This is a genomic window from Parachlamydiales bacterium (genome assembly GCA_041671045.1).
Classification (GTDB): Bacteria; Chlamydiota; Chlamydiia; order Chlamydiales; family JABDDJ01; genus JABDDJ01.
Window position 1 is genome coordinate 264375 of sequence record JBAZCF010000001.1, and the last position, 22862, is coordinate 287236.

16 protein-coding genes are annotated in these 22862 nt (G+C 40.2%); 8 read left to right on the forward strand and 8 right to left on the reverse strand.

Annotation, left to right across the window (positions count from 1 at the left end; translation table 11 throughout):
- Window position 1: 1 nt before the first annotated feature.
- Both WC222_01205 and WC222_01210 read left to right on the forward strand, forming a co-directional pair.
- Complete coding sequence (locus tag WC222_01205) at window positions 2-2734, forward strand: Hsp70 family protein (protein ID MFA6914989.1); 2733 nt, start codon at window positions 2-4, stop codon at window positions 2732-2734.
- A gap of 3 nt (window positions 2735-2737) precedes the next feature.
- Window positions 2738-6520 carry a DEAD/DEAH box helicase gene (locus WC222_01210; protein MFA6914990.1) on the forward strand — a complete coding sequence of 1261 codons (3783 nt, stop codon included), beginning with the start codon at window positions 2738-2740 and terminating at the stop codon, window positions 6518-6520.
- A gap of 104 nt (window positions 6521-6624) precedes the next feature.
- Here WC222_01210 and WC222_01215 read toward each other — a convergent pair whose 3' ends face one another.
- The 5 genes from WC222_01215 to WC222_01235 form a co-directional block, all read right to left on the reverse strand.
- Window positions 6625-11076 carry a hypothetical protein gene (locus WC222_01215; protein MFA6914991.1) on the reverse strand — a complete coding sequence of 1484 codons (4452 nt, stop codon included), beginning with the start codon at window positions 11074-11076 and terminating at the stop codon, window positions 6625-6627.
- Between the two features lie 371 nt (window positions 11077-11447).
- A complete protein-coding gene (locus WC222_01220; GenBank protein ID MFA6914992.1) occupies window positions 11448-11924 on the reverse strand; it encodes a hypothetical protein in 477 nt (158 codons plus the stop codon).
- On the reverse strand, window positions 11861-12889 hold the full coding sequence (gene der / locus WC222_01225; protein MFA6914993.1) for a ribosome biogenesis GTPase Der: 1029 nt from the start codon (window positions 12887-12889) through the stop codon (window positions 11861-11863). Before der ends, WC222_01220 begins: the two co-directional genes overlap by 64 nt.
- Window positions 12890-13019: 130 nt before the next feature.
- Window positions 13020-14282, reverse strand: coding sequence for a hypothetical protein (locus tag WC222_01230; GenBank protein MFA6914994.1), 1263 nt, complete (start codon window positions 14280-14282; stop codon window positions 13020-13022).
- 180 nt (window positions 14283-14462) lie between these two features.
- Window positions 14463-15164, reverse strand: a complete 702-nt coding sequence (locus WC222_01235; protein MFA6914995.1) for a hypothetical protein — start codon at window positions 15162-15164, stop codon at window positions 14463-14465.
- 138 nt (window positions 15165-15302) lie between these two features.
- Here WC222_01235 and WC222_01240 point away from each other — a divergent pair, with 138 nt between their 5' ends.
- Complete coding sequence (locus tag WC222_01240) at window positions 15303-16592, forward strand: PhoH family protein (GenBank protein ID MFA6914996.1); 1290 nt, start codon at window positions 15303-15305, stop codon at window positions 16590-16592.
- Window positions 16593-16648: 56 nt separating this feature from the next.
- Here WC222_01240 and WC222_01245 read toward each other — a convergent pair whose 3' ends face one another.
- Window positions 16649-16972: a hypothetical protein gene (locus WC222_01245; protein ID MFA6914997.1), complete on the reverse strand. Its 324-nt coding sequence runs from the start codon at window positions 16970-16972 to the stop codon at window positions 16649-16651.
- Window positions 16973-17236: 264 nt separating this feature from the next.
- Here WC222_01245 and WC222_01250 point away from each other — a divergent pair, with 264 nt between their 5' ends.
- The 3 genes from WC222_01250 (at window position 17237) to WC222_01260 (ending at window position 19606) form a co-directional block, all read left to right on the forward strand.
- On the forward strand, window positions 17237-18298 hold the full coding sequence (locus tag WC222_01250; GenBank protein ID MFA6914998.1) for an NAD(P)-dependent alcohol dehydrogenase: 1062 nt from the start codon (window positions 17237-17239) through the stop codon (window positions 18296-18298).
- A gap of 66 nt (window positions 18299-18364) precedes the next feature.
- Window positions 18365-18736 (forward strand): DUF1304 domain-containing protein, encoded by a 372-nt coding sequence (locus WC222_01255; GenBank protein ID MFA6914999.1) that lies wholly within the window; start codon window positions 18365-18367, stop codon window positions 18734-18736.
- Between the two features lie 21 nt (window positions 18737-18757).
- Window positions 18758-19606, forward strand: a complete 849-nt coding sequence (locus tag WC222_01260; GenBank protein MFA6915000.1) for an SDR family oxidoreductase — start codon at window positions 18758-18760, stop codon at window positions 19604-19606.
- Window positions 19607-19722: 116 nt separating this feature from the next.
- Here WC222_01260 and WC222_01265 read toward each other — a convergent pair whose 3' ends face one another.
- Window positions 19723-20085, reverse strand: coding sequence for a (2Fe-2S) ferredoxin domain-containing protein (locus tag WC222_01265; GenBank protein ID MFA6915001.1), 363 nt, complete (start codon window positions 20083-20085; stop codon window positions 19723-19725).
- 292 nt (window positions 20086-20377) lie between these two features.
- On the opposite strand from WC222_01265, the gene WC222_01270 reads away from it, so the two are divergent.
- Window positions 20378-21427 carry a hypothetical protein gene (locus WC222_01270; protein ID MFA6915002.1) on the forward strand — a complete coding sequence of 350 codons (1050 nt, stop codon included), beginning with the start codon at window positions 20378-20380 and terminating at the stop codon, window positions 21425-21427.
- A 63-nt stretch (window positions 21428-21490) separates the two neighbouring features.
- Here WC222_01270 and WC222_01275 read toward each other — a convergent pair whose 3' ends face one another.
- Window positions 21491-22258: a hypothetical protein gene (locus WC222_01275; GenBank protein ID MFA6915003.1), complete on the reverse strand. Its 768-nt coding sequence runs from the start codon at window positions 22256-22258 to the stop codon at window positions 21491-21493.
- 153 nt (window positions 22259-22411) lie between these two features.
- Between WC222_01275 and WC222_01280 the strand changes: the two genes are divergently transcribed.
- Window positions 22412-22834, forward strand: coding sequence for a YjdF family protein (locus WC222_01280; protein ID MFA6915004.1), 423 nt, complete (start codon window positions 22412-22414; stop codon window positions 22832-22834).
- Window positions 22835-22862 lie beyond the last annotated feature (28 nt).

Here is a 22862-nt window from a genome sequence, read left to right on the forward strand (position 1 = left end):
CATGCGCTATATTATTGGAATTGATTTAGGTACGACAAACTGTTGTGTGTCGTACGTGGATAGAGAAGATCCCAAAACAGCTATCCGTACCTTCGCTATTCCTCAGCTTGTGGGTCCCGGACAAATTGAAATGAAACCGCTCTTGCCTTCGTTTTGCTATCTTGCAGGACAGGAAGAGTGGGACAAGGGTTCCATCGCCTTGCCCTGGGCTGCTCAGCGCGACTACATGGTAGGTTCTTTCGCATTAAGTTATGGGGCACGCGTACCTACACGTCTTGTTGCAAGCGCAAAAAGTTGGCTTTGCCATAATTCTGCAGCGCGGAAAGATCCGATCTTACCTCCGGGTGGTGATGCTGCACTACGCATCAGTCCTGTCGAAGCCTCATCACGGTATTTAAGGCATATTGCTGCCGCATGGAATGCCGTTATGGCAAAAGAGAAAACCGATGACGAATTCGAGCAGCAGCAGATCATTATTACTGTTCCAGCATCTTTCGATGAAGTAGCCAGGGCTTTGACCATCGAAAGTGCTAAAAAAGCAGGTTTTGTCTCTGTATCTATGCTAGAGGAACCTCAGGCTGCTTTTTATAATTGGATTGACCAGCACGAGAAAAAATGGTCGGATATCCTTGACCCGGGCGCACGCATCTTAGTATGCGATGTAGGTGGGGGCACTACCGATTTCTCTTATATTAAAGTCCAAGAGACCGAAGATAAGCTCTCATTTATGCGTATGGCTGTAGGAGACCATTTGCTTTTAGGCGGAGAGAATATCGATAACGCCCTTGCCCAATATATCAGTGATAAATTAGCTGTGGAGTTGAGTCCGGCCCAGTGGCAGCATCTCTGCCATCAAGCACGTTTAGCAAAAGAAGCCATCTATGGTAATGATGAGAGCTCTTACCGCATAGTATTGACAGGAACGGGTTCTAAGGTAGTGGGCGGGACACAAACTTATAATTTAACGAAAGCTGAAGCCGATGCAATAGTATTAGATGGCTTTTTTGGCAATTCGTCTTGGAGCGAAGCCATAAAGAAAACTTCTACTACAGGCTTTAAAACTTTAGGGCTTCCTTACGAACAAGAACCCTCCATCGTGAAGCATCTAGCCCGGTTTCTTGATAGGCATCAATGCACCGGTGACAATTCACCGACGCATATTTTGTTTAACGGGGGTACTATGCTTCCCGGAGTGTTCCAAGATGCCATTCTGAAATCCCTTGAACAATGGTTTCCTCACCAAAAAGTTGCACTTCTAACGGCCCAGCATTTTGATCATGCTGTAGCAAGGGGAGCCGCCTATTTTGGCAAGGTGAAGCATGGGTTAGGAATTCGTATAGGAGGGGGATCGCCCAGAGCCTATTATTTGGGGATCGAATTGAATGACGGAACGCAAAAGCAGTTTCAAGCCCTTACCCTTTTGCCTCGCGGTACTGAAGAAGACACTTCCTACATCTCTGAAAAGATTTTTCAAGCCACACCCAATCTACCGGTGGCATTTCAAGTCTACACATCCCATGTTCGATTAAATGATAAGGCCGGAGATATCATCCCTTTCAACGAGGAAGAGCTCCATCCATTGCCGCCCATTCATACAATTCTGCGGTATGGAAAGGGAGGGGAAAATACGCAACCTATTGCGGTCCAATTAGGCATACATCTCACTTCTATCGGAATATTAGAAGTATGGCTGCAATCTACAAAAAGTGATCACCGCTGGGGATTGGAGTTTCAATTACGTACTGTCGGCGGTCAAGACAACTCTCTCGGTTCAGTTGGCAAAGCTCGTAAGGATGAGACCTATAACTCGCAGTTTCTGGCAGAGGCAACCGCTGTTTTGCAGGAGGTTTATTCCGGAAAGGGGAGCGTTTCCGCAGCAAAAAGTCTAATGGAGAAACTAGAAAAAACCTTGGATATGCCGCGTAAAGAATGGCCGCTAAGCGTCTTGAGGGGGTTGTGGTCGCCCTTGTTGGATGTTGCTGCGCAACGTAGTCATTCACAACAATTGAATGAAAGGTGGTGGAACCTCGCAGGGTTTTTGCTTCGTCCCGGTAAAGGATATCCATTAGATGACTTTAGGATAAAAGACTTATGGAAAATTATTCTAGGTGAAATCAAAAAAAATAATCCTTCCGAAGTTCTACAGCAGCAATTGATTTGTTTTAGAAGGATAGCCGCCGGGTTGAATCGCGGCCAGCAGCTGCAACTCGCCGGATGGATATTACCTAACATCCTCACTCCCAAAGGGCTAATTTCAGGAAAGCCACCCTATCTTTATCAAGAAAGATTACGTACTTTAGCTTCAATGGAATTGATTGAGATCTCAACAAAAGTTAAGATAGGCCAAGCATTGGTAGATAAAATAATACAAGGCGAGGCGGATCGGGTGGAATACTGGGCACTAAGCAAAATCGCTGCACGTCAGCAATTGCAGGGCACACTCTCGCACATCATTCCACCTGCGCAGTGCAGTATATGGATTGAAAAGCTTCTCAAATTCTCCACTAAGATTCCTAAAGAGAAATTCAAGGCTCTATTTATCCCCATAGCCCGTCTTACAGGACATAGAGAAATTGACCTTCCTCTTCAGCTAAGGCAAAAACTTGCAGATCTTTTTGAAGAGGAGAGCAGAAGAATCTTGCTAGAAGTTGTCCCGATGACGGAAGAAGAGCAAGATGAATCTTTTGGTGAAGCCCTTCCCCATGGATTGCAGCTACAGATACAGGGAGGATAGCCAATGCATGCAAGCCAGGTTCCTGAAATTCTAAGACCTTATTTGAAAACTGCTAAGAATTGGCTCAAGCAAGGCTACGTCCAAGATATTGAATTTTCCGAGCATACGTACCAGGTGCTTGTAAAAGATCCGGAAAAAAATAAAGACTGCTGGACTTTTCTCCAATTCGATGATAATGACACTTTGAAAGATTGTTTTTGTTCCTGCGAAGACACTGAAGAGTTTGGTGAAGCTCAACTCAAAGGATGTGATCATCTTGCTGCTGCTTGGCTTAGAATTCATACTCCTTCCGGAAAGCCCCTACATGCTGCATATAGACGTAGCTTCTGGTATGCAATCAGTCGTTTATTCTGCGAGCGGATCGGCTCTGATCCTGAATCGTTAAAAAAAGTGAATGCAAAAGAATATGCTTTTTATTCAGCTAGCGGAAAGCAGATCTTTTCCATCTCTTCCCTCAGTGCGCAAGGTGAAAAGACGCTTCAAGACATTCTATTTGAACATCCGCAAGAGACAGAAGAAACCTCCATAAAGTTCTCTAACCTTTCGCATGAAGAGTTGCAGCAATGGCGGATCGGACAGCCTAGCCCGCAGCTTGCTTTTGAGCTTTCTTTCTGGAGCGATCTATCTAAATGGATGTTTTTCCAGCAAGAAGATAAGAAAAATTATTCAATTAACATCAAGTCAGAGGGGCACCGTCTTCCCCACCACTTTGGAATTAGCTTTAAAGAACTTAAGTTAGATTTCTATCTTTCCGAAGCTAACCTGCCCATAATTATTCCTACACTGAGTACAGTGAATTCGCCTTTGAAGGTAATTGACAATCGTCTTGAAGGTATCTCAAAAATTGTTTACAACAAGCAGAATTCTTCCCTAAAGATTTTCTCAAGTGATAAGAAACATTCTCCCGACAACGGGCCTATTCAAGATCAAACTAGCCAGGTTATTGATGCCGGAGAGGGATGGAAATATATTGAAGGAGAAGGGTTTACCGCGGGAGATCCGCATCATCTTCTGGAAAATCCTGTACTGACCGGATCAGCTGTAGGCCAACTCCTCAGCGATCATACCTCTTTGGTAAAAAGTTTTCTCGAAGGAGCGGAACTGCATGAGGAGCCTGTCAGCATCGCCTATAAGTTAGATTTCGATCCCCAGTGGACGCTCCATGTATACTCTTATTTGTTTGAACCGGGAGATCTAAGTGCGAAGGGATCAGCAATTCTAGGCCAATGGGCATATCTTAATGATGAAGGTCTATATAAGCTGGAAGGCCTAAAATTCGATACACCACACTTGCAGATCCTCCCCGAAAACGTTCCGAATTTCATACAGCAGCAAAGAAGCTGGCTTAACCATTTCCCTGGATTTCAGTTCCATCTTTCGACCATTGAGGAAAAGCTATCCTATTCTGTAGATGCAGAAGGCAAGCTATCATTCTATAATAGTGAAGATCCCAAGAAATCTTTTGGCCTGCAGCACGACTTTGGCAGCGTTATTTACATCGAAGGTCATGGATTCTATCCCAAAAGCTGGGGTGAACAATACCGTCCAGTACGTGAAGGTGTTGTCATTGGTAAAGAACAGGTTCCATTGTTCATTAAAATGCAAAAAGATGAACTTCAATTGATCCAAGGTTTCTTTGCGATGGAAAACCCCTTGGAATCTGTAGGCCTTTCGATCAAGACAGAAGAGCAGAAACACCTTCCCTCAATCAATATCAAGCCTGTTTACCTTATTCGAAAGGAATTTCAAGATAAAAAAATTATCTTCTACGATAATTATATCTATTCGGAAGGATATGGCTTCTTCGAAATTCCCTACTCTCTAAGACTGCCTGAAGCTTTCCGCAGTGAAGTCACACTTCGCGGCGAAGAGTTGGAGCTATTCATCTCTTATCAGCTTGAGGAGATTATTCCGCGTGCTACTGAAATAGATGAGAAACTGCATCGCCCCCACAATATCCGCTTAGAATCTATAGAGATGCAGCCGGATGGAAACCAACATTTTCAGGCTAACCTTCAGTTTACTAGCGAGATAGGTAGTATTTCGGTAGTGAAAGTTTGGGAAGCCATGCAGCGCCGTCAGCGCTACTTGATCTCTCCGGCAGGCCTTATAGACCTAACAGAAGATCGTTTTAACTGGCTGCGCTCCATCCGCAAGGGGCGTTTCAATGAAAGCGGACAGCTCTCTCTCTCTTCTTTGGAATTGATACGGCTTAATGCTTTTGATGAGATTTCCAATGTTCCGCTTTCGACCCAAGAGAAAAAGGGAAGGAAAAGCATCGTCGATGCTCTAATCGATTTTAGGCAAACCGAAACACCTACTTTAAGATCATTAAAAAGCAACTTAAGGCCATATCAGCTTCTAGGAGTACATTGGCTGTGGTTCCTTTTTCAAAATGGTCTTTCCGGGCTCCTCTGCGATGATATGGGTTTAGGTAAGACTCACCAAGCGATGGGCTTAATTGACGTTCTTCACCAGCACGAGCCTAATACGTCTTGCCTGATTGTATGCCCCACGTCGGTGCTGTTCCACTGGCAGGAAAAACTGCATAAATTCCTGCCCGAAATTCAAGTACACACTTTTTATGGCAATACTCGTAGCCTGACGCATTTTCACCAAACGAGAGGCATTCTCCTCACCTCTTACGGGATAGCCCGTAATGAAATTGAGCAGCTTTCCATGATCCCTTTTGACCTTATAGTCATGGATGAAATCCAAGTGGCAAAGAACCACCAAAGCCGCGTGCACAATGCACTAGTCAGTTTGCAAGGGCGTATGCGATTGGGAATGACCGGTACCCCTTTAGAAAACCATCTGCGTGAATTAAAAGCGCTTTTCGATCTATCATTGCCTGCTTATCTACCTTCAGAGCAGGATTTCCGCAATTTCTTCATAAAGCCGATAGAAAAAGAGAACAACATAGCACGCAGACTACTTTTAACGCGTCTAATTAAACCCTTTATCTTGCGTAGAAAAAAGGAAGATGTTCTTCGTGAGCTTCCTCCTAAAATTGAAGAAGTAGCCCACTGCCCACTGCTGAATAACCAACGCAAACTTTACAATGAAGTCATTACACAACAGCGGCCGAAGGTTATAGACTCTCTGGAAAGAGGCTCCGACCCCATTCCGTATGTCCATATCTTCAGCATCTTGTCGTCCCTTAAACAGATTTGCAACCATCCGGCAGCCTATTTGAAACAGCCCGAAAATTATAAAGAGTATTCTTCAGGCAAATGGGATCTTTTTGTAGAACTGTTAAATGAAGCCCGCCATAGCGGACAGAAAGTGGTCGTATTTTCACACTACCTGGCAATGCTGGATATTATGGAGCTCTATCTGGATGAGCATGGCGTAGGTTATTCTTCACTGCGCGGTTCTACCCGCAATCGTGCAGAAGAAGTACGCCGCTTTCAAAATGATCCTTCCTGTGAAGTGTTTCTAGGTTCCCTCCAAGCAGCAGGTACCGGTATTGATCTCACAGCGGCATCTGTAGTTATCCATTACGACCGTTGGTGGAACGCAGCCAAAGAAGATCAAGCGACAGACCGCGTACACCGTATTGGACAAGCTCGTGGTGTTCAAGTATTCAAACTTGTGACCAAGGATACGTTTGAAGAAAGAATCGACAGGATGATCACGGAGAAAGGTAAGCTGATGGAAGAGATCGTCACAACAGATGATCACCAAATCCTCAAAAGCTTCAACAGGCATGACTTATTGGATCTGCTTAAGACGGTGGAGGCCGGCAAGGGTGTTGCCGCTATCGAAGCTTCTGATGAACTTTAGAGGTCATGTCAGGCTAACCTTGTGCTGCGACTTGTCCTTGCAGTTGTATACTAGGGAACGTTTCGGTTCGCAAATAGAGGTTGAAGCAAAATTAAATTTCTATCTTAGGTAGATTGTACACAGATCTCTAAGCACTTACCTTCCCCAAAGAAATCATTATAAGTTTCATTGTTAAAAAAATTTCCGCAGCTGCTATGGCTCCAAAATTCCCATTGGAAGGATAACGGGCTATAGAATAATGAAAATAATCTTTGGGTATTTGTTCTCCGACTAATCCAATTAGTATCGATAAAAGGAATGAAATTTAATTCCACTAAGGTAAAATTTTTGTTGAGCAAGGTGATTCCACGGGAATCCAAAGATTTTAGTGCTGAATGATAGTCTGCTTCAGGTAAGTTGGCTTTTTGTAATAGATCTTTCATATGATCATAAATAGCTTTAAGAGATCTATTGTGCAATTTCTCAAATGGAACGTGGTACTTATTCAATTTTTCAATATTTATTTTGAGTGTCATTTTTAATAAGTTAAACCAACTGTCGTATTCTTCTTGAGTGAGTATTCGATTCCGAGAAAAGTTCTGAGCTTCTGAAATATATTTATTTTTTACTGCCTCTAGACCTCTCGTGGCAAGCTCGATATACATTGGATGGAAAAAAATAAAATTCATACTATGACCATACATGTTGCCGACACGTTTTTGATTTTGTCGTTTGGTGATATCGAAATTAGTGACATAATAATGGAGAAAGTCGAGGACATCCTCAGACCTCTTTACGGGATATGAAATTTTAGAAGGAATGTGAAACGGCTCCAGTAAGCCCAAACTTTGCCATAAATATTGTGAATATACTCCCGGGTCTTGTTTCCAAGGAGAGGTAAGCTTAGGAGAAGGTAAATTTTTATTATAAGTGCTAATTATACGTTTTTCAAACCTTGGTTGACTAAAGGAGTTAAGAAAATTCTTTACAAAAAAATCAAGGCGACCTTTTAGTAGCTTATAGTCTTTATTCGTTGCATATATACAATTGACAGACTCTATTAATGATTGTTCCAAGAAAGCTTTAAATTTATCGTACGAATTTATATAGGGTACGGGAAATTCATTTATTTTATCTTCTTCCACAAAGAAATTGCATCCCTTAGATTTCTTTAAGTTATGATCGTATAATATGGAAAGCTTATCGATTTTTTTTATTATTTCTTGAATAAGCACACCAGTAAAGGACTCCAATTGAGGTAAGTTTTGATTTCTAATTATCTTCTTAAACGTATATTCCAATACAAAATTCAAAGTATCCGATGTAACTTTTTTTATTTTAAGCATATTGAACTGCATCAATGTGCTTTCCAAAGCCCTTGTCATTAATGGTTCAAAGACTGACAGGTAAACAATAGTGCATTCATATTCCAATTGATCCGAAGAGATCTTCAAAGGGCTTTTAATAAAGTGAGAGGCCTGTAATAGAAGCTTTTTAAGGAATAATTCATGTGTGATTTCATTAACAGGAATAGTTGAATGTCTTGGAGGGATAGTATACAAAGCTGATTTTATCCAAGCTTCAATATCAGCTTGATCAATGCCTAAATACCTGGATAATTTTAGTACTGAAGGATGATCTTTTAATGGAAGTGCGCACGACGTTAGTAAAATATGTGTAGAATGTCCAATTTGATATTTGAAATTACTTTTTAATTGAATCGTATCTACTGTTAAATTTAAAATTGAATCGTAGATTTTATTTTCTTTAGTAATAGAAAGCTTCCCTTCTAAAAGCTTAAGCATGAGTTGAATTGCTTTATCTACATTATTAGTTTGGATATGGATGAGAATACTAGTGGCTGCGCAGGAATGGCGGCTTGCGGCTTGGGATATTTTTGAAAAAAGGAATAACAGGATTCCTCTGATAATATCCCTTTTAGTAATAGGACCTGCAGAAGGGATATTAAGCATCCCTTTTAATAAAAGTGCAAATCTCTCATCCATTAAGATAGTGCTCACATCAATCATTTCTAATGTAAGCTTGAACTGAGGATTTTTGATAAAATTAGAAATATGTGAACCGATAATATTTGAAAAACCAAACTGTTTTAGTTCGTGACTTGCATTAAGCCATTTTCTCATTATGTCTAGATCAATACTGCAGTTCATATTGACGCAATTCGAAACCATATTATTAACATAGTAGTTAATTGCATAATCAGAAGTGATAATATCGGGATAGAAGCTTCCTTCTGGCATTTGTAATAATGCCCTTGTTTGATAAAGGGTCATCTCGATAACAGCCTTATAGGATGTTTCGTCTAATGCTAGCTGGGAATGTATCAGTGCTTGATTATGTACTTGCTCTATATCAAAGTTATAGGGAAGACAAGCCCAGAAATGGGGTGGCAAAGTCAGTATATAATAAGCAGCAAAGATGTCATTATACTTTCTTAAATGGATCATCGCATATTTAAGTGAAAGGGAAGGTTTATGACGGGGATTTGAGAAAGCTTCATTGAAAACATGCACTATGTGGTCTGGGTAAATACCTGATGCAAATTTAACCAAGAGTTGTAAATCTTCAGGGATTTTTTGGAAAACAGTCATCCAAAGAATACAGTTTTCAATGATCCTTTGTTTCAAAGGATCAAAGGGTGCATTTACGTAGACTTTTGCAAAGGCCTCGATAATTTCTGTTTGAGGGGACTGCAGAAAGGCGGCGAGAATATGGAAAATCCTATCATCGGGCACTCCATTTTCAATGAGACGGGTAACAAAAGTTTGTAGCCCGTAGCTTTGGATAAGTATAGTACATAGCTCAATATGCGGATGTTTTGACGGGTCATTAATCCATAACTCTAAGAGTTGATCTGCTAGTTTGAGATTATCACGTAGAATTAATAGATGCAGACATTCTCTAATGTGATAGGGAAGTTGAGCTTGCGCTTGCAAGTAAGGGTTCAGACTTAGGTTAGATTGATAAATTGTTGTGAATGTTTCATTCCATTTTAGATCAAATGTTGAAGAAGACAGCTTAAACTGTTCTAGTAAATGCCAAATAATTATTGCCGTATGGATTGGATAGGTGTAGCGGAATATGGAATTAACTATTTCAAGATTATTATTAATTCCTGACCAAAGCAAATTTCCCGCACAATGGGGAGTGGAGCAGCAATCTAAGAACTTCGATATGGCTGCATGCTCCATTTTACCTTCTTGAAGAATAGTAAACATTTTTTCTAATCTATTTATTAGAAAGTGCGGTGTCTGGAAGGATAGACTACCGACTGAACATAGGATCCTTAAATCTTGCGGGTTAGAGGTTAGATGTTGAAATAACTTAAAAAGTAGTAGAGGTTGAGTTCTACGGATTTCATCTAGATTGTGAAAAAGGTATGGTTTCTCTTGTTTAAAAGAGTTGTTTAGAATTTTAAAAAGTAGAGGTAAGTGTATTAATAAATTAGCTTCTTTCAACCATTCTTGCAGGCTGTTTGTTAAAGTAATAAAATCTATTTCTTGATGAGTATCTTGTATGAACTTACACAACTGGTTTATTGAACCGGGGTAAGATTTCATGAAGAAAATGATATTATGCAAAAAGTCGAGATCACTATTTTTTTCAAAGAGCCTTACCCAAGTGATGACGTGAGCTGGACCTAAACAGACTAATTCTTGAAATGCTAATTGAAGCGGTTGATTTGTTTCAGTATTTTGTACAACATCCAAAAACAGATAGAACTCTGCGGTATTCTGAAAAGTTGCTGAGGATATGCTTTTCATTAAATGTGGTTGAGTTTCGAGTATGGCTATAGCCGGCTCGATGCTCTTTCCAAGTAGCTCAAATAGATCCAAAAATTTATTGTGGGGAAGGGAGAAATCTCTATAGAAACGCAGAGAGAGATCTACAAGATTCGAGTTATTAAGGAATTCAGTCCGTGTAGTTTGTTTACATTTGCAAAAATAGGTATGAAAGTCATTAGACAGGACAGGGGATGAATAGATTTTCAGCCAATTGTTGAATAGATAAGGGTTTTCCCCAACAAAATCATAGTTATTGTCGATTCTTTCATGGATGTGGGGAATCACAAAAGGGGCAAAAAATGCAATTCCTCTGCGCTGATGATAAATATTTATACAAAAGAAAAAGGTTTTCAGTATTTTTGCTGTAAGAGAATTTAAGCTGTATTTTCCAATGAGCTCGCCGGCAACATTTGCATCCGCAATTTCATTATTTAGGACAAGTTTACACCACGTTGTCATCAAGTAGACATGTTCGTTTGAAAGTAGTGATTTGAAATCTAATTTATAGTGTGGACCTAAAATGGATAGGTAAAGATAGAGACGTTGCTCAAAAGAAGTATTTGCTGGGTTATTTTCTAATCGATCCAGTAGTTCAAATAAACTCATGCCATAAGGTAGGCGTTGTACATTTTTATCTGTAATGAGATTTATGTTTTGATTAGCAATATTTTGAATATTTTCATTATAAACTGGATTAAATAAAAGTATTGTCTGTGTGTTATTTTCAGTAAATTTATTAAAATATGTATTATCTACCGATATGTAAGTCATTATTTTGTGTACTTAAAATAGTTATTTGTAATTACTATTATAGTATATTTATGTTAAGAAAGTGTTAATTGAAGTGATTTTATAATGATTAATTATATGTAAATAATTAATTGATTAATATTAAAAAATAGTTTTCTAATTATGAGAAAATAGTAATTGAATGTGAGAAGAAAATCTTAATGAATAAGTTGCTGTAATTATATTCAACTGAATTCAATACTTGAAATTTTTGCAATTCCAAAGATGCTGTAGAGCTAAAAACCGATTCTTAAGTTCAATGGAGTATAGAAAGGAAATGTCTAATAGACGTGTTGCTTGACAGATGATAAAGCGCATCTGTCAAGCTGGATCAGTATGAAATCAGAGTCAAATTAGGAAGAAGTAGGCTCGTCTAGGAATTCATCATCGAATTCTTCGCCCATTTCTTCTTCATACTCTTCCTCTTCTTCAGGTGAAGCTGAATGTTGAGGTTGGTAAGATGGGTTACGCTCTTCTTTATTAACGCGTTTACGGCCTTTAAGGAACATTCTTAGTGGGCAACCGGTGAAGGCATAAACTTCTCTAAATTGATTATAGAGGTATTTTTTGTAAGAATCAGTCATCAAGTTAGGATAGTTGACGAAGAAGATAAATGTAGGAGGTTCAATGCCAACCTGAGCCATGTAATAGATACGCAGTCTTTTTCCGGTAATCATAGGTGGATTGGTCTTCTGAATAGCCGCTATGAGGAACTTATTGAGCTGGTGAGTAGTAATACGTGTTTTGGAGGCTTCATAGACGTTATTTACTTCTGTGAAAATTTTATCGACATTTCTACCTGTTTTTGCAGAAATAAAGATTTTGGGCAGTGCTTTAAAAAGGGTACATCATTCTCGATACTTTTCAAGCAGTGCTCCATACGGAAGCCTTTAACTAGGTCCCACTTATTAAACAGAAGTACGCATCCTTTTCCGGCTTCTTCAATTTCCGAAGCGATTTTCTTCTCTTGTGCTGTAAGGCCTTGCTGGGCATCTAGCATCAAAATACAAAGATCCGCTCTTTCAATTGCTTTGGTAGTACGGATCGAGGCGAATTTATCCACAACTTCTTTTTCGGCAAATTTTCTGCGGATACCTGCAGTGTCGATCAGGGTGTATATTTGATCGTTCAACTCAAAAGGAATATCTATACTATCTCTAGTGGTACCTGGAATTGGGCTGACGATGCATCTGTTTTCGTCCATAAGGTAATTGAGGAGAGAGGATTTACCTACGTTAGGGCGTCCAACGATGGCGACTTTAATACCGGGATTTTTCTCTTCTTCTGAATCTTTGGGAGCGACTTTATTTAATGCAGTTTCTAGGAGTTCAGCAATATGCCAACGTTGAGAAGCGGAAACAGCAATAATATTCTTAATGCCAAGTTCATGGAAGGAATGAAGCTGCCACTCTTGGGAGGGGTGGTCGATTTTATTGACCGCTAAGCAAAGTGGTTTATGGGTAGAAAGCAGCATTTTGGCAACTTCTGAGTCCAAAGGTGTGACACCAATCCGCACATCTACAACCATGATAATGCTATCGGCTTCCTCGATGGCGATTTCAGCCTGTTGCTTGACTTGCTCATTGAAGGGAGCTTTGGAGCGGGGATCAATACCACCGGTGTCGATCACTTCGAATTGGCGCCCAAACAGTTCCGTCTCGCAGTAGAGGCGGTCGCGTGTGATTCCCTCTGCTTCATCCACAATGGCAATTCTCTTATTGCAGATGGCATTAAACAGTGCGGATTTTCCCACGTTGGGACGTCCGACAATAGCAACTTTAGGTAATGTAGTCATAATTAATCTGTGAAAAATTTGCCTAAATCATAGCAAAAGAGGGGATTAAAAGCGACTTTATTGATTTTGAAAGAAAAATGCAGGGGAAAAGGGAGCGCAAAACGAATTTCGCGCTCCCTAAAAACAGTGATTAATCCAGATCCAATACGAAGTAAGCCGGGAAGGCGAACTGGTTGTTTGGACGTGGTGTCGCTTGAACTGTCACTTCCTGCCCTACGTAATCTTGCAGGTTGACAAACGAGCTATACAAATAGGCAATAGGCAGATGGCCGGAGTTCACGAGTACATAATCGCCTGGTTTGTTTTTAACAGGGCGGTTGTAGGGCTCGATTACACCTTTAAGAGCAATAGCTTCAGCAGCTTGTGCAGAATAATAGTCATCACGCGAGCAATATCCGCGTTGACGGCACCAAGCTTGATAGAGTTTATCTTCAGAAGGTTCCCAAGCAGCCATTTTAGCTGTAATCTGTTTTTCTATAGGCTTAGCAACAGGCTGTTCAACTGGTTCAGGTGGATAGACGGGCTGCGGTCTAGACTGTTCTTTAACTCTATTTGCATTTGCACGGAGGGAATCCGCCTTCATTCTGTTCTGATCTTCAAGATAAGCGACTTTCTTTTTCAAGTAGTCTTCTTGAGTTTGTGTAAGCCGTTCTTTAGCTTGGCTGACTTGCTCAGGAAACTCACTGTAGCTATCGATGATTTTTCTGAATCCGGCGATAACAGGCTCAATCTGTATTTGTTCGAAAGGCTTGTTGAGCTGTTCTTCTGCATTATTAGAGGTCTGTTGCAACAAAATGTTGACATCATTTTTACGACGATTGATCGTGGCTAGGAGATTTGCATCGCCCGCTTTTTCGATGAAATCTTTGCTGACAAAGAAGCGTGTACTTGTGGGAGGAACGATTTCCATCCATTTATTATTTTGCCCGCTAATGCGTCCATCTACACGGTCGCCTCCATTTAGCTGTGCAATAATCGGGGAGTCTAGGCTGGGTTCCAATCGGACGTTGACATTGCTGCCTTCCACCACATTATCCAACACGAGTGTGCGGTAAATATAGCCTTTTAGGTCTGTGGGGGGTTGGACTGCGTAATAATCTTCTGTTTCACCCACGACGACGATCATATCGCCTTTGTTGAGTTCGCGTACGATGGCCCCATCTAGGGTAGGCTGTACACGTAATCTGACTTTATTACGGCTAACTTTGCCGGTAAAGGCTTTAAAAGGAGGTTGAGGGGGTTTGACAGGAAGCGGAGGTGCTTCTTTTTTAACAGGAGTTTCGGTGTTTGTGTTGGAAGAAGGGATAGCTTCTTCATCTACAATTTTTACCTCTGCAATGAGAGGCATTCCAAAGGAAAATAAGGTAATAAGAAAGGGAATGATTTTGCGCATTATTTAGTCTCCTGCAGCTCAGAAGGGTGGATTGTATTTGTTATGGCTATTATTGACAAGAGAGAGATTTAGATTTTTAAACTACCTAGAGACAAATTTTTAAGAAGAGGAGGCTGGATTTTGAAGTTTTTTCAAAATCCAGCCTAAGTCGTTGATTTAGAAGCATTTTCTGAACAGAAGTTAACTTCTTAAAACGGCGATGATATGTTCGCATCCATGATTGCCGCAATTACAACCGATCTCTCCGTCTTTGATAAACACTTTATATTGTTCGATAGGGCTTTCTCTGTGATGAACATTATAACAGTTGTTCTCATTGGGCTCGACGATCCAAGGATCGGTAGCAGACAACGGTAGTTCGGCGACTTTATGTTCTGTAACTATCTCAGGTTCATCAACATGAGCGTGCCGGTGGATGGCGCGCGAAACTTGGCAGAACATACAGTTGCAATGAGGTTCGCCCTTGGGCAAACTTGAAACTTCCCTTGGGGAGACGACTTTTGCAATCGTTGCAATCTTATCGATAATTTCCGAGGGCAAGTCAGGCATATGCGCCTGTTCGGGATTATGCTGCATGCTCGATGCCATCATATTTTCCATAGAACCAAAGCCAAGGCGTAAAGGAAATTCCGTGGCTGTCATTCCATCGAGTTCATTTTTTATAGGGCGAAGCTGCCTTTTTGGAGTTTGTTCCCCCAAATAAGCTGCATGCACACTGAAGATTTGTTCTAATAATGAGTCCGGCAGGTTGGGTATTTGTACGATGATCCCGTCTGTTAAATAGACCATCAAGTTTTCATCCTGCATATGAAGAGCGATAACATGTCCCCAGCTGGTTGAAATATGTGGGGGAATGCTTAATACTTCGCGGTTTATTAACATCAAAAACCTCCGCGTTTTGATACAAAGAAAAATTATTATTAACTATATTGCATTATAACGTAACATGTTGCTTAGTGTCAAATGATTTAGCACTTGAAGTGCGAGATTGCTGGATTTATCATAAAGGAAATTTGCTCAATGAAAACATTTGTACTCGATACCAACGTTCTATTGCATGATCCCGAATCAATTACCAAGTTTCCACGTCACCAAATCGTGATCCCTGTCACGGTTCTCGAAGAACTCGATAAACTTAAACGCTCTCCTAATGAATTAGGGCGAAATGCGCGGGCAGTTTTCCGATTTTTAGATTCTTTGCAAACCCTAGGAACAGGCAACTTGCATACGGGAGTGCGTTTACCCAATAACTCCCTGATTCGTATAAAAATGGAAGCGCACCATGAATACCCGCAGCTGTCGCCCGCTATTAATGATAATAAGATCATCTTAGCCGCTTATGAACTCCACGAAAAAGGGGAGAGGGTCGTCTTCGTCTCAAAAGATTTCGCTGCACGTATCAAAGCCGAAGCTATCGGCCTGATGGCTCAAGATTATGAGAATCTAAAATTCGCTTATGAAGCAATTTATAAGGGGATAAGAAAGATCAATGTCCCTAAACATGATATTGACCTTTTTTACAAAGACTCCTCTTTAACACCGCCGGAATCAGACTTTTCTCCTAATGAATACTGCATCTTAACCTCCCCGGAAAATACCTCTGCTGTTGCCAAGTATAATTCAAAGTCCAACAAGATAGAACCTCTGCTGCAAACTAGACCCTTGTGGGGAATCAAGCCGCGCAATGTAGAGCAGAAGATCGCAATGGACATATTACTGCGCGACGATATCAAATTGGTAACGATGATGGGTCCTGCAGGTACCGGTAAAACACTTATTGCATTAGCGGTAGCGTTGCATAAAGTTTTTGATGAGGGGATCTATACACGCATATTGGTTAGCAGACCCATTATGCCACTAGGACGGGATATCGGTTATCTTCCCGGAACTAAAGAGGAAAAGCTTACCCCTTGGATGCAGCCTATCTATGATAACTTAGAGTTCTTGTGCGACTCCACGAGTCAAGAACCAAGTGAGACCTTACGTTGGGTCACGAGCAGCGAGAAAATTGAAATGGAAGCGGTCACGTATATTAGAGGCCGTTCATTGCCAAAAATGTATATTATTGTAGACGAAGCGCAAAACTTGACTCCGCATGAAGTGAAGACGATCATTTCACGGGCAGGCGAAGGAACAAAAGTCATTTTGACAGGCGATGCCACGCAAATTGATAACCCTTATTTAGATAAAGACTCTAATGGATTGACCTATACGATAGGCAAATTTAAAGACCATGCGCTTTTTGGGCACATCTTCTTAGAAAAAACAGAAAGATCTGAACTTGCTGCCTTAGCTGCAGCTGTAATGTAATAGAAGAAAATTAGACTTAATGGACGAGAGTTTCGTCCATTAAGCCTAGAACTTGCTTATGCTTTATTCAAAGCGCTCTTGACATAGGCAACAATAGCAGATAACGCAGCTCCGCCCACACCGCTAGTTGCAATGTTTGCTAGAAGATGTCCGATATCAAATTCTGTGCCGGTTGCTGGAGCAGCGCCTACAGCGCCTGTTGCGCCTACTTTATTGAAAATATCTAAAATTTGTAATAGATAGTTACCGCCTGCACCACCTAAAAGACCGGTGATGGTATTTCCGATCGCGCCTAAATTCTTTTCTTTTAGGCCTGCGCCTGCAAGGTTACCGCCTGCAACACCGCTGATCAAGCTAATAATCAAATTAATGATATCCATTTTCTGAACTCCTTGTTGGGAAAATTTTAAAATAAAAATTTTAACGTTTTAGCGCAAGACAATAAATTTCAATGATTTATCTGGATATTTTTTTGCTTTATTATAATGAATTAATGTTAATGTTTTTTTAAAAAAAAAGATCGAATTTTAATTAATAGGTAGGGTTGTTAGAAATAATCACTTAAATAATTAAATAAATTTATTGATGTCTTTGCCGGATTTTATCATGATGCGCATAAGCATCAGTCAAATTCGGAGGTCTTTATGCCTAAAACAATCGTTGGATATGCAGCGCAGTCTGCTACTTCTCCATTATCTAATTTTAATTTTGATAGAAAAGATCCCGGACCACAGGATGTTGAAATCGAGATATTATTTTGCGGTGTTTGTCACACAGACATCCACTTTGCACGGAATGAGTGGAATAATACGATGTATCCAGTAGTCCCCGGACATGAAATTGTAGGTCGTGTGACAAAGGTCGGAAAAGATGTCAAAAAATTTAAAGAAGGGGAGATCGTTGCCGTAGGGTGCATGGTCGATTCCTGTCATAAGTGTTCCAATTGTAAAGAAGGGTTTGAGCAGTACTGCAATGAAGGCTTTACAGGAACATATAACAGTAAAGATAAAGAAGGGAATATAGTCTATGGGGGTTATTCAACACTGGTCGTTGTAAATGAAGAGTTTGTGTTGCAAGTACCTAAAGAATTCAAAGCGTCGGACCTACCCGGTGTCGCACCGCTCCTTTGCGCAGGAATTACTACTTATTCCCCTTTGAAGCATTGGAAAGTCGGCAAGGGATCGAAAGTAGGGATTGTCGGCTTGGGGGGCTTAGGACATATGGGCCTTAAGTTAGCCCATGCAATGGGTGCGTATGTCGTTCTTTTTACTACTTCCCCAGGGAAGCAAGAGGATGCCAAGCGTCTAGGTGCTGACGAAGTGGTCATCTCTAAAAATGCCGAAGAAATGAAAAAACATCTCAATAGTTTTGATTTCATACTTAATACTGTAGCAGCGCCGCATAATTTAGATGCTTTTGTGGAACTTTTAAAGCGCGATGGGACCCTTTGTCTTGTGGGTTTACCGGGAAGCCCTCACCCTTCACCTAACGTGGGGAACCTCATCTTTAGAAGAAGAGAAATTGCAGGTTCTCTCATTGGCGGAATCAAAGAAACGCAAGAAATGCTGGATTTCTGCGCAAAACATAAGATCACCTCCGATATTGAGATCATACCCATTGATAAGATCAATGAAGCCTATGAAAGAATGCTTAAAAGCGATGTGAAATACAGATTTGTCATCGATATAGCAACCTTGAAAAAGTAATGAAAATACGGGGTGCAGAAATCTAACCTGCACCTCTTCATACACTTGAATTTAGGAAAAGATTTTATGCACTATCTCACAGAAGTCCTTGTCGCTCTGGTTGCTATACTACACTTTCTATTTCTTATCTTGGAGATGTTCCTCTGGCAGACCCCTTACGGCAGACGTACCTTTGGAATGACAGCAGATGCAGCTGCACAAACAGCAGTTTGGGCAAAAAACCAAGGGTTTTATAATGGAATACTTGCTGCAGGACTTGTCTGGAGTTTTTTTATTCCGGATCCACATTTCCAAGCTGCCTTACGCACCTATTTACTAATAAGTATAGTAGCTGCAGGCATCTATGGCGCATTGACAGCAAAAAGTTCCATTCTCTATATCCAAGCTCTGCCAGCTTTTTTAGCCTTGATAGCAGTCTATTTTTATAATATTCTTTAGGCAGCGCTCAAGGGACTGGAAATGAAAAATAAAACAGTGATGATTACTGGATCAAGCCAGGGCATAGGGCTTGCTATTGCTTTACGTTTTGCACAGGAAGGCTGGAATATAGTTATTATATCAAAAGATGCATCCAGTGTAATTGCAAAGGCTGTAGATCAGATTAAAACAACTGGAGGACGTGCTCTCTCGTATGCAGTAGATGTGAGCGATGTTAAGCAGTTTCAGGAAATTTCAAGTGAGGCCGTCTCTCATTTTGGAAGCTTAGATGTATTGATAAACAATACAAGCGCCACAATATTCTCAGACACCCTCAACACAACTCCTGCGCAGTTTGATTCTGTCATCTCGACGAGCGTCAGAGCTGCTATCTTTCTCTCCCAGGCCTGTATTCCCTCTCTAAAGAACTCGGACAATCCGCATATTATTAATATTTCCCCTCCATTAAATATGGAGTCTCAGTGGTTCAAAGACCACTTAGCTTTCTCTATAGCAAAATACTCGATGAGCATGTGTACCTTGGGGATGTCTGCAGAATTTCTTCCCTATGGGATTGCGGTTAATTCCCTATGGCCTCAAACAACAATTGCCACACAAACGATAAAAGATCACTGTATTCCGGAAGTCTATACTGCAAGTCGATGGCCTTCGATCATGGGCGATGCAGCCTATGAAATTGTCCGCAAAACTAAACAAGAGTGGACGGGACATTTCTTTACCGACGAGGAAGTTTTGCGGAAAGTAGGTAAAACAGATTTCTCTCATTATGCTGTAGATCCTCATGCGCCATTAATGCAGCCATTGTTTATTCCCTTGAAAAAAGGCATGAAGCACATCACACGTGAAATGTTTCTCCTTAAAAAAACTTGATGAACCTAGTATAGGGTGCTTCGACTAGTCCTTGCGGTTGAAAACATCTTTTTCTAGCATTATATTGGAATCTATGGACTGCAAGGGCGAAGGACAAGACTAGCCTAGCATGCAACTCATCTTGCAAATACTGCTGCAAAAACATACTCTTGCACAGGAATGCCGCCAATGAGATGCTCTTGTATAATACGTTCTAATACTGCAGGCGTACAGGAATGATACCAAACGCCTTCAGGATAGACAACAGCAATAGGACCCTGTGTACATACTCTAAGACAGTTTACCTTGGACCTGAAGATACTTCCAGAGCCACTTAAACCTAATTCCTTCAATCTATCCTTAAGGTAGTCCCATGAGATCAATCCTTCTTCATAGTTACAACATTTAGGCTTAGTTTGATCACAGCATAGGAAAATATGCTTTTGAATATTGTTTATTCCTAGTTTCTCTACAGCATCCCTCAATGCAGAATCGTCCATCTTAAACGCCTATTTGATTTTATTTGGGGTATATTGTTTTAAAATAATACCATTTCCTAAAATTATGCGCGATTTCATCGGTTTGAGCAAAATAACAAATTAGCTTGGAGATTTATTCATGAAAACCCATCTTAAACAACATTACAAACAGGCATGTTTTCATGACAACCCCATGCAAAGGGACATATCCTCAAAAAAGATAGCTCTCCGAACAACTCAAGAACAGAAGACTGAGACATGCTCAAGATCCCATATTGTTTACTCAAAGGATCAATCACGGCTGTCAAAGCAAATGTCCACTAACTTAAGGCTTCAGGAAAGTTTCATTCTATCTGAGGGGGATATTAGACAAAGTTGCAGGGTGTACGAGTTTACAAGAGCCACAAAATTCAAAGTTTATCAGTTGTGGCTTATTACGGATTTTCCTATTACAAGCGATACTTTACTCCACTCTAAAAATATTTATGAAGTTATTGAAGCATGCATCCCCTATGCCAGTATAGAGGGGCTACATTTACAAAAAGCTCTTAAAATCCTATCTGAAGTTCGGCCGATCGACTGTTTATCTGATATCACAACTTTAGGAGAGATTTGTGATTTGACGACATTCTCTGAAAATCATAAGCATCTTGCAGATAAAATATCCACCTTCATGCAAAACAATATTACAGCAGAAAATATAAATAACTTAGAAATCACATTTCACGTTGGAAATAGACCTGACAAGGGATTAGTAGTAGAATGTGCAGAATTACCCTTGGAGCAGGAGAGTTTCTTTATATCTCAAAATCATATAAGACCGGAATGCAAAGTTTACGAGTTTACAAGAGCAACCGTAAACAAGATCTATCATTTGTGGCTTATTACAGATTTACCTATCTCAAATAAGAAAATACGACGCGCTAAGAATATTCATGAGTTAATTCACAAATACTTGCCTTATGCGATTACAGAAAACCGTTACTTGCAAGATGCGCTAGAAATTTTATCAGATGTACGCCCTATGGATTGCTTAACAGAGACCACAACTGTACGGGAGTTTTGTAATGCAGCCAAAACCTCCCCCGATTATCACAAGCTTGCAGCGGCTAAGGTAAGTGAGTTTATTCAAAACAATTTAAATAAGGATGATTTGGAAAATATGGATTTTGATTTGTATGATGTTTTAGGAAATTTAAAGGTGAAATATGGATTGGAATCAGACGATTCAGAAGAGGATGAAGGCTGGGATTCAATGGATGAGTCAGAAGGTTCAAATACAGATGAAAATTTGGATTTATACGAGGACTCTGAAGTGGAATCAGATAGCTCGGAAGACAAAGGGGAATGCAGTATTCAATAGCATATTTTAAAAGGAATGATGTGTAGATTGCTGCTGTAAAAGCTTTAAGGTGAGTACTAAATCTTATTTTTCTAAATTTGAAAAATCTAAATGCTTGCTGATCAGCTTGCTCAACTCTCTGTAGGTCTTCACACTGCCCGGTGCTGTATTCCAAGTCATAGGTGGGTGCTTGATTAGATCCTGCAAAGGGAACAACAAAAGAACAACATTATCTAAAGAGTCATTTGTCTGATTTAAACGAAATAAGTGTATATGAGCATTTTTTGTGAAAGTGATATAGACCCTTCTAGTACCTTCAGGAATAGCAGGATTGAAGTAAACATTTGAGTAATAGTCGAGCATCTTTTTAAGATCTGCTTCGGAAGGCGTTTCATTGTCCAGCCAAACAGCAAAAAGGTCCCATCCTAACTTAGTGGACTTAGGAACTCCTGCCCAAACTTGAAACTTATCATTGGATTGCGGTTCTTTGATAGCAAGCCAGTTGGATTTGCCTTGATAGGGGTCAAAACCATACGACGTGGCGTGCGGAGGCCTTAAACGGATTTTATCTGCGAATGGCCTTAATATGCCCCAAACAGTCTGAGAGCGGTTATTTCCGCCTGAGCAAGAGGGAAATACGATATCATTTTTATTCAAGGCAAAAGGCTCTACTCCTTCTTCCATGACAATGAAAGTGCCACCCTTGATTCTGAATTGGTCTACCAATATGTCAAAGGAAGTATTTGCATTTGCCTGCAACTCAACATCATATTCAATGGAAGATGAGGTGATTTTAGCAGAGAGAGCTGAAATAAAAACTAAAGCAATAAGAAGATAGAATATTTTTTTCATAATGTTATTATAGCAAGACTTTTATATAAAATCAACTCATAGTTGTTGTTTTGAGTAGAATTCATTTTAATATTTTTAATAATTGAGCTGTATATAATCTACTAAAGACATTACTATGTGATAGGAAAAATTAAGGCAGCTTTGTAAAAAATAATGGCTAATATAAAAGCAACAATCTATTTCGAAAAACAATTCTGGATAGGCACATTCGAACGCACAGACAAAGAGGGATATGCCATCGCACGCCATATCTTCGGCAATGAACCCACCGATCCAGAAATTTATGAGTTCGTCCTTAAACACTATCATACGCTTAACTTTGGTGAGCTGAGAGAAGTTAAATTACAAATTCAGCGCATGAACCCTAAAAGGGTCCAAAGAGAAGTGCGCCGTGAGATGGAAAGGATGAAAGAGACTGCGCGTCCTTCCTCTTATGCTGAGGATTACTTGCGTGAAGAGTTAGAAAAAAAGAAGAAAGAAAAGAAAGTTAAAACTAGTACTGAAAAACAAGCCTATAAAGACGATCAGTTTGAATTAAAGCAGCAAAAAAGAAAAAAGAAACATCTTGGGCATTAGAAAACAATTATACATTTATCGCACCCTG

Excerpts from the sequence above, each read along its gene's own strand:
- WC222_01205 (MFA6914989.1), top strand. The coding sequence starts at position 2 with ATGCGCTATATTATTGGAATTGATTTAGGTACGACAAACTGTTGTGTG.
- WC222_01210 (MFA6914990.1), top strand. The coding sequence starts at position 2,738 with ATGCATGCAAGCCAGGTTCCTGAAATTCTAAGACCTTATTTGAAAACT.
- WC222_01215 (MFA6914991.1), bottom strand. The coding sequence starts at position 11,076 with ATGACTTACATATCGGTAGATAATACATATTTTAATAAATTTACTGAA.
- der (MFA6914993.1), bottom strand. The coding sequence starts at position 12,889 with ATGACTACATTACCTAAAGTTGCTATTGTCGGACGTCCCAACGTGGGA.
- WC222_01230 (MFA6914994.1), bottom strand. The coding sequence starts at position 14,282 with ATGCGCAAAATCATTCCCTTTCTTATTACCTTATTTTCCTTTGGAATG.
- WC222_01235 (MFA6914995.1), bottom strand. The coding sequence starts at position 15,164 with ATGTTAATAAACCGCGAAGTATTAAGCATTCCCCCACATATTTCAACC.
- WC222_01240 (MFA6914996.1), top strand. The coding sequence starts at position 15,303 with ATGAAAACATTTGTACTCGATACCAACGTTCTATTGCATGATCCCGAA.
- WC222_01245 (MFA6914997.1), bottom strand. The coding sequence starts at position 16,972 with ATGGATATCATTAATTTGATTATTAGCTTGATCAGCGGTGTTGCAGGC.
- WC222_01250 (MFA6914998.1), top strand. The coding sequence starts at position 17,237 with ATGCCTAAAACAATCGTTGGATATGCAGCGCAGTCTGCTACTTCTCCA.
- WC222_01255 (MFA6914999.1), top strand. The coding sequence starts at position 18,365 with ATGCACTATCTCACAGAAGTCCTTGTCGCTCTGGTTGCTATACTACAC.
- WC222_01260 (MFA6915000.1), top strand. The coding sequence starts at position 18,758 with ATGAAAAATAAAACAGTGATGATTACTGGATCAAGCCAGGGCATAGGG.
- WC222_01265 (MFA6915001.1), bottom strand. The coding sequence starts at position 20,085 with ATGGACGATTCTGCATTGAGGGATGCTGTAGAGAAACTAGGAATAAAC.
- WC222_01270 (MFA6915002.1), top strand. The coding sequence starts at position 20,378 with ATGTCCACTAACTTAAGGCTTCAGGAAAGTTTCATTCTATCTGAGGGG.
- WC222_01275 (MFA6915003.1), bottom strand. The coding sequence starts at position 22,258 with ATGAAAAAAATATTCTATCTTCTTATTGCTTTAGTTTTTATTTCAGCT.
- WC222_01280 (MFA6915004.1), top strand. The coding sequence starts at position 22,412 with ATGGCTAATATAAAAGCAACAATCTATTTCGAAAAACAATTCTGGATA.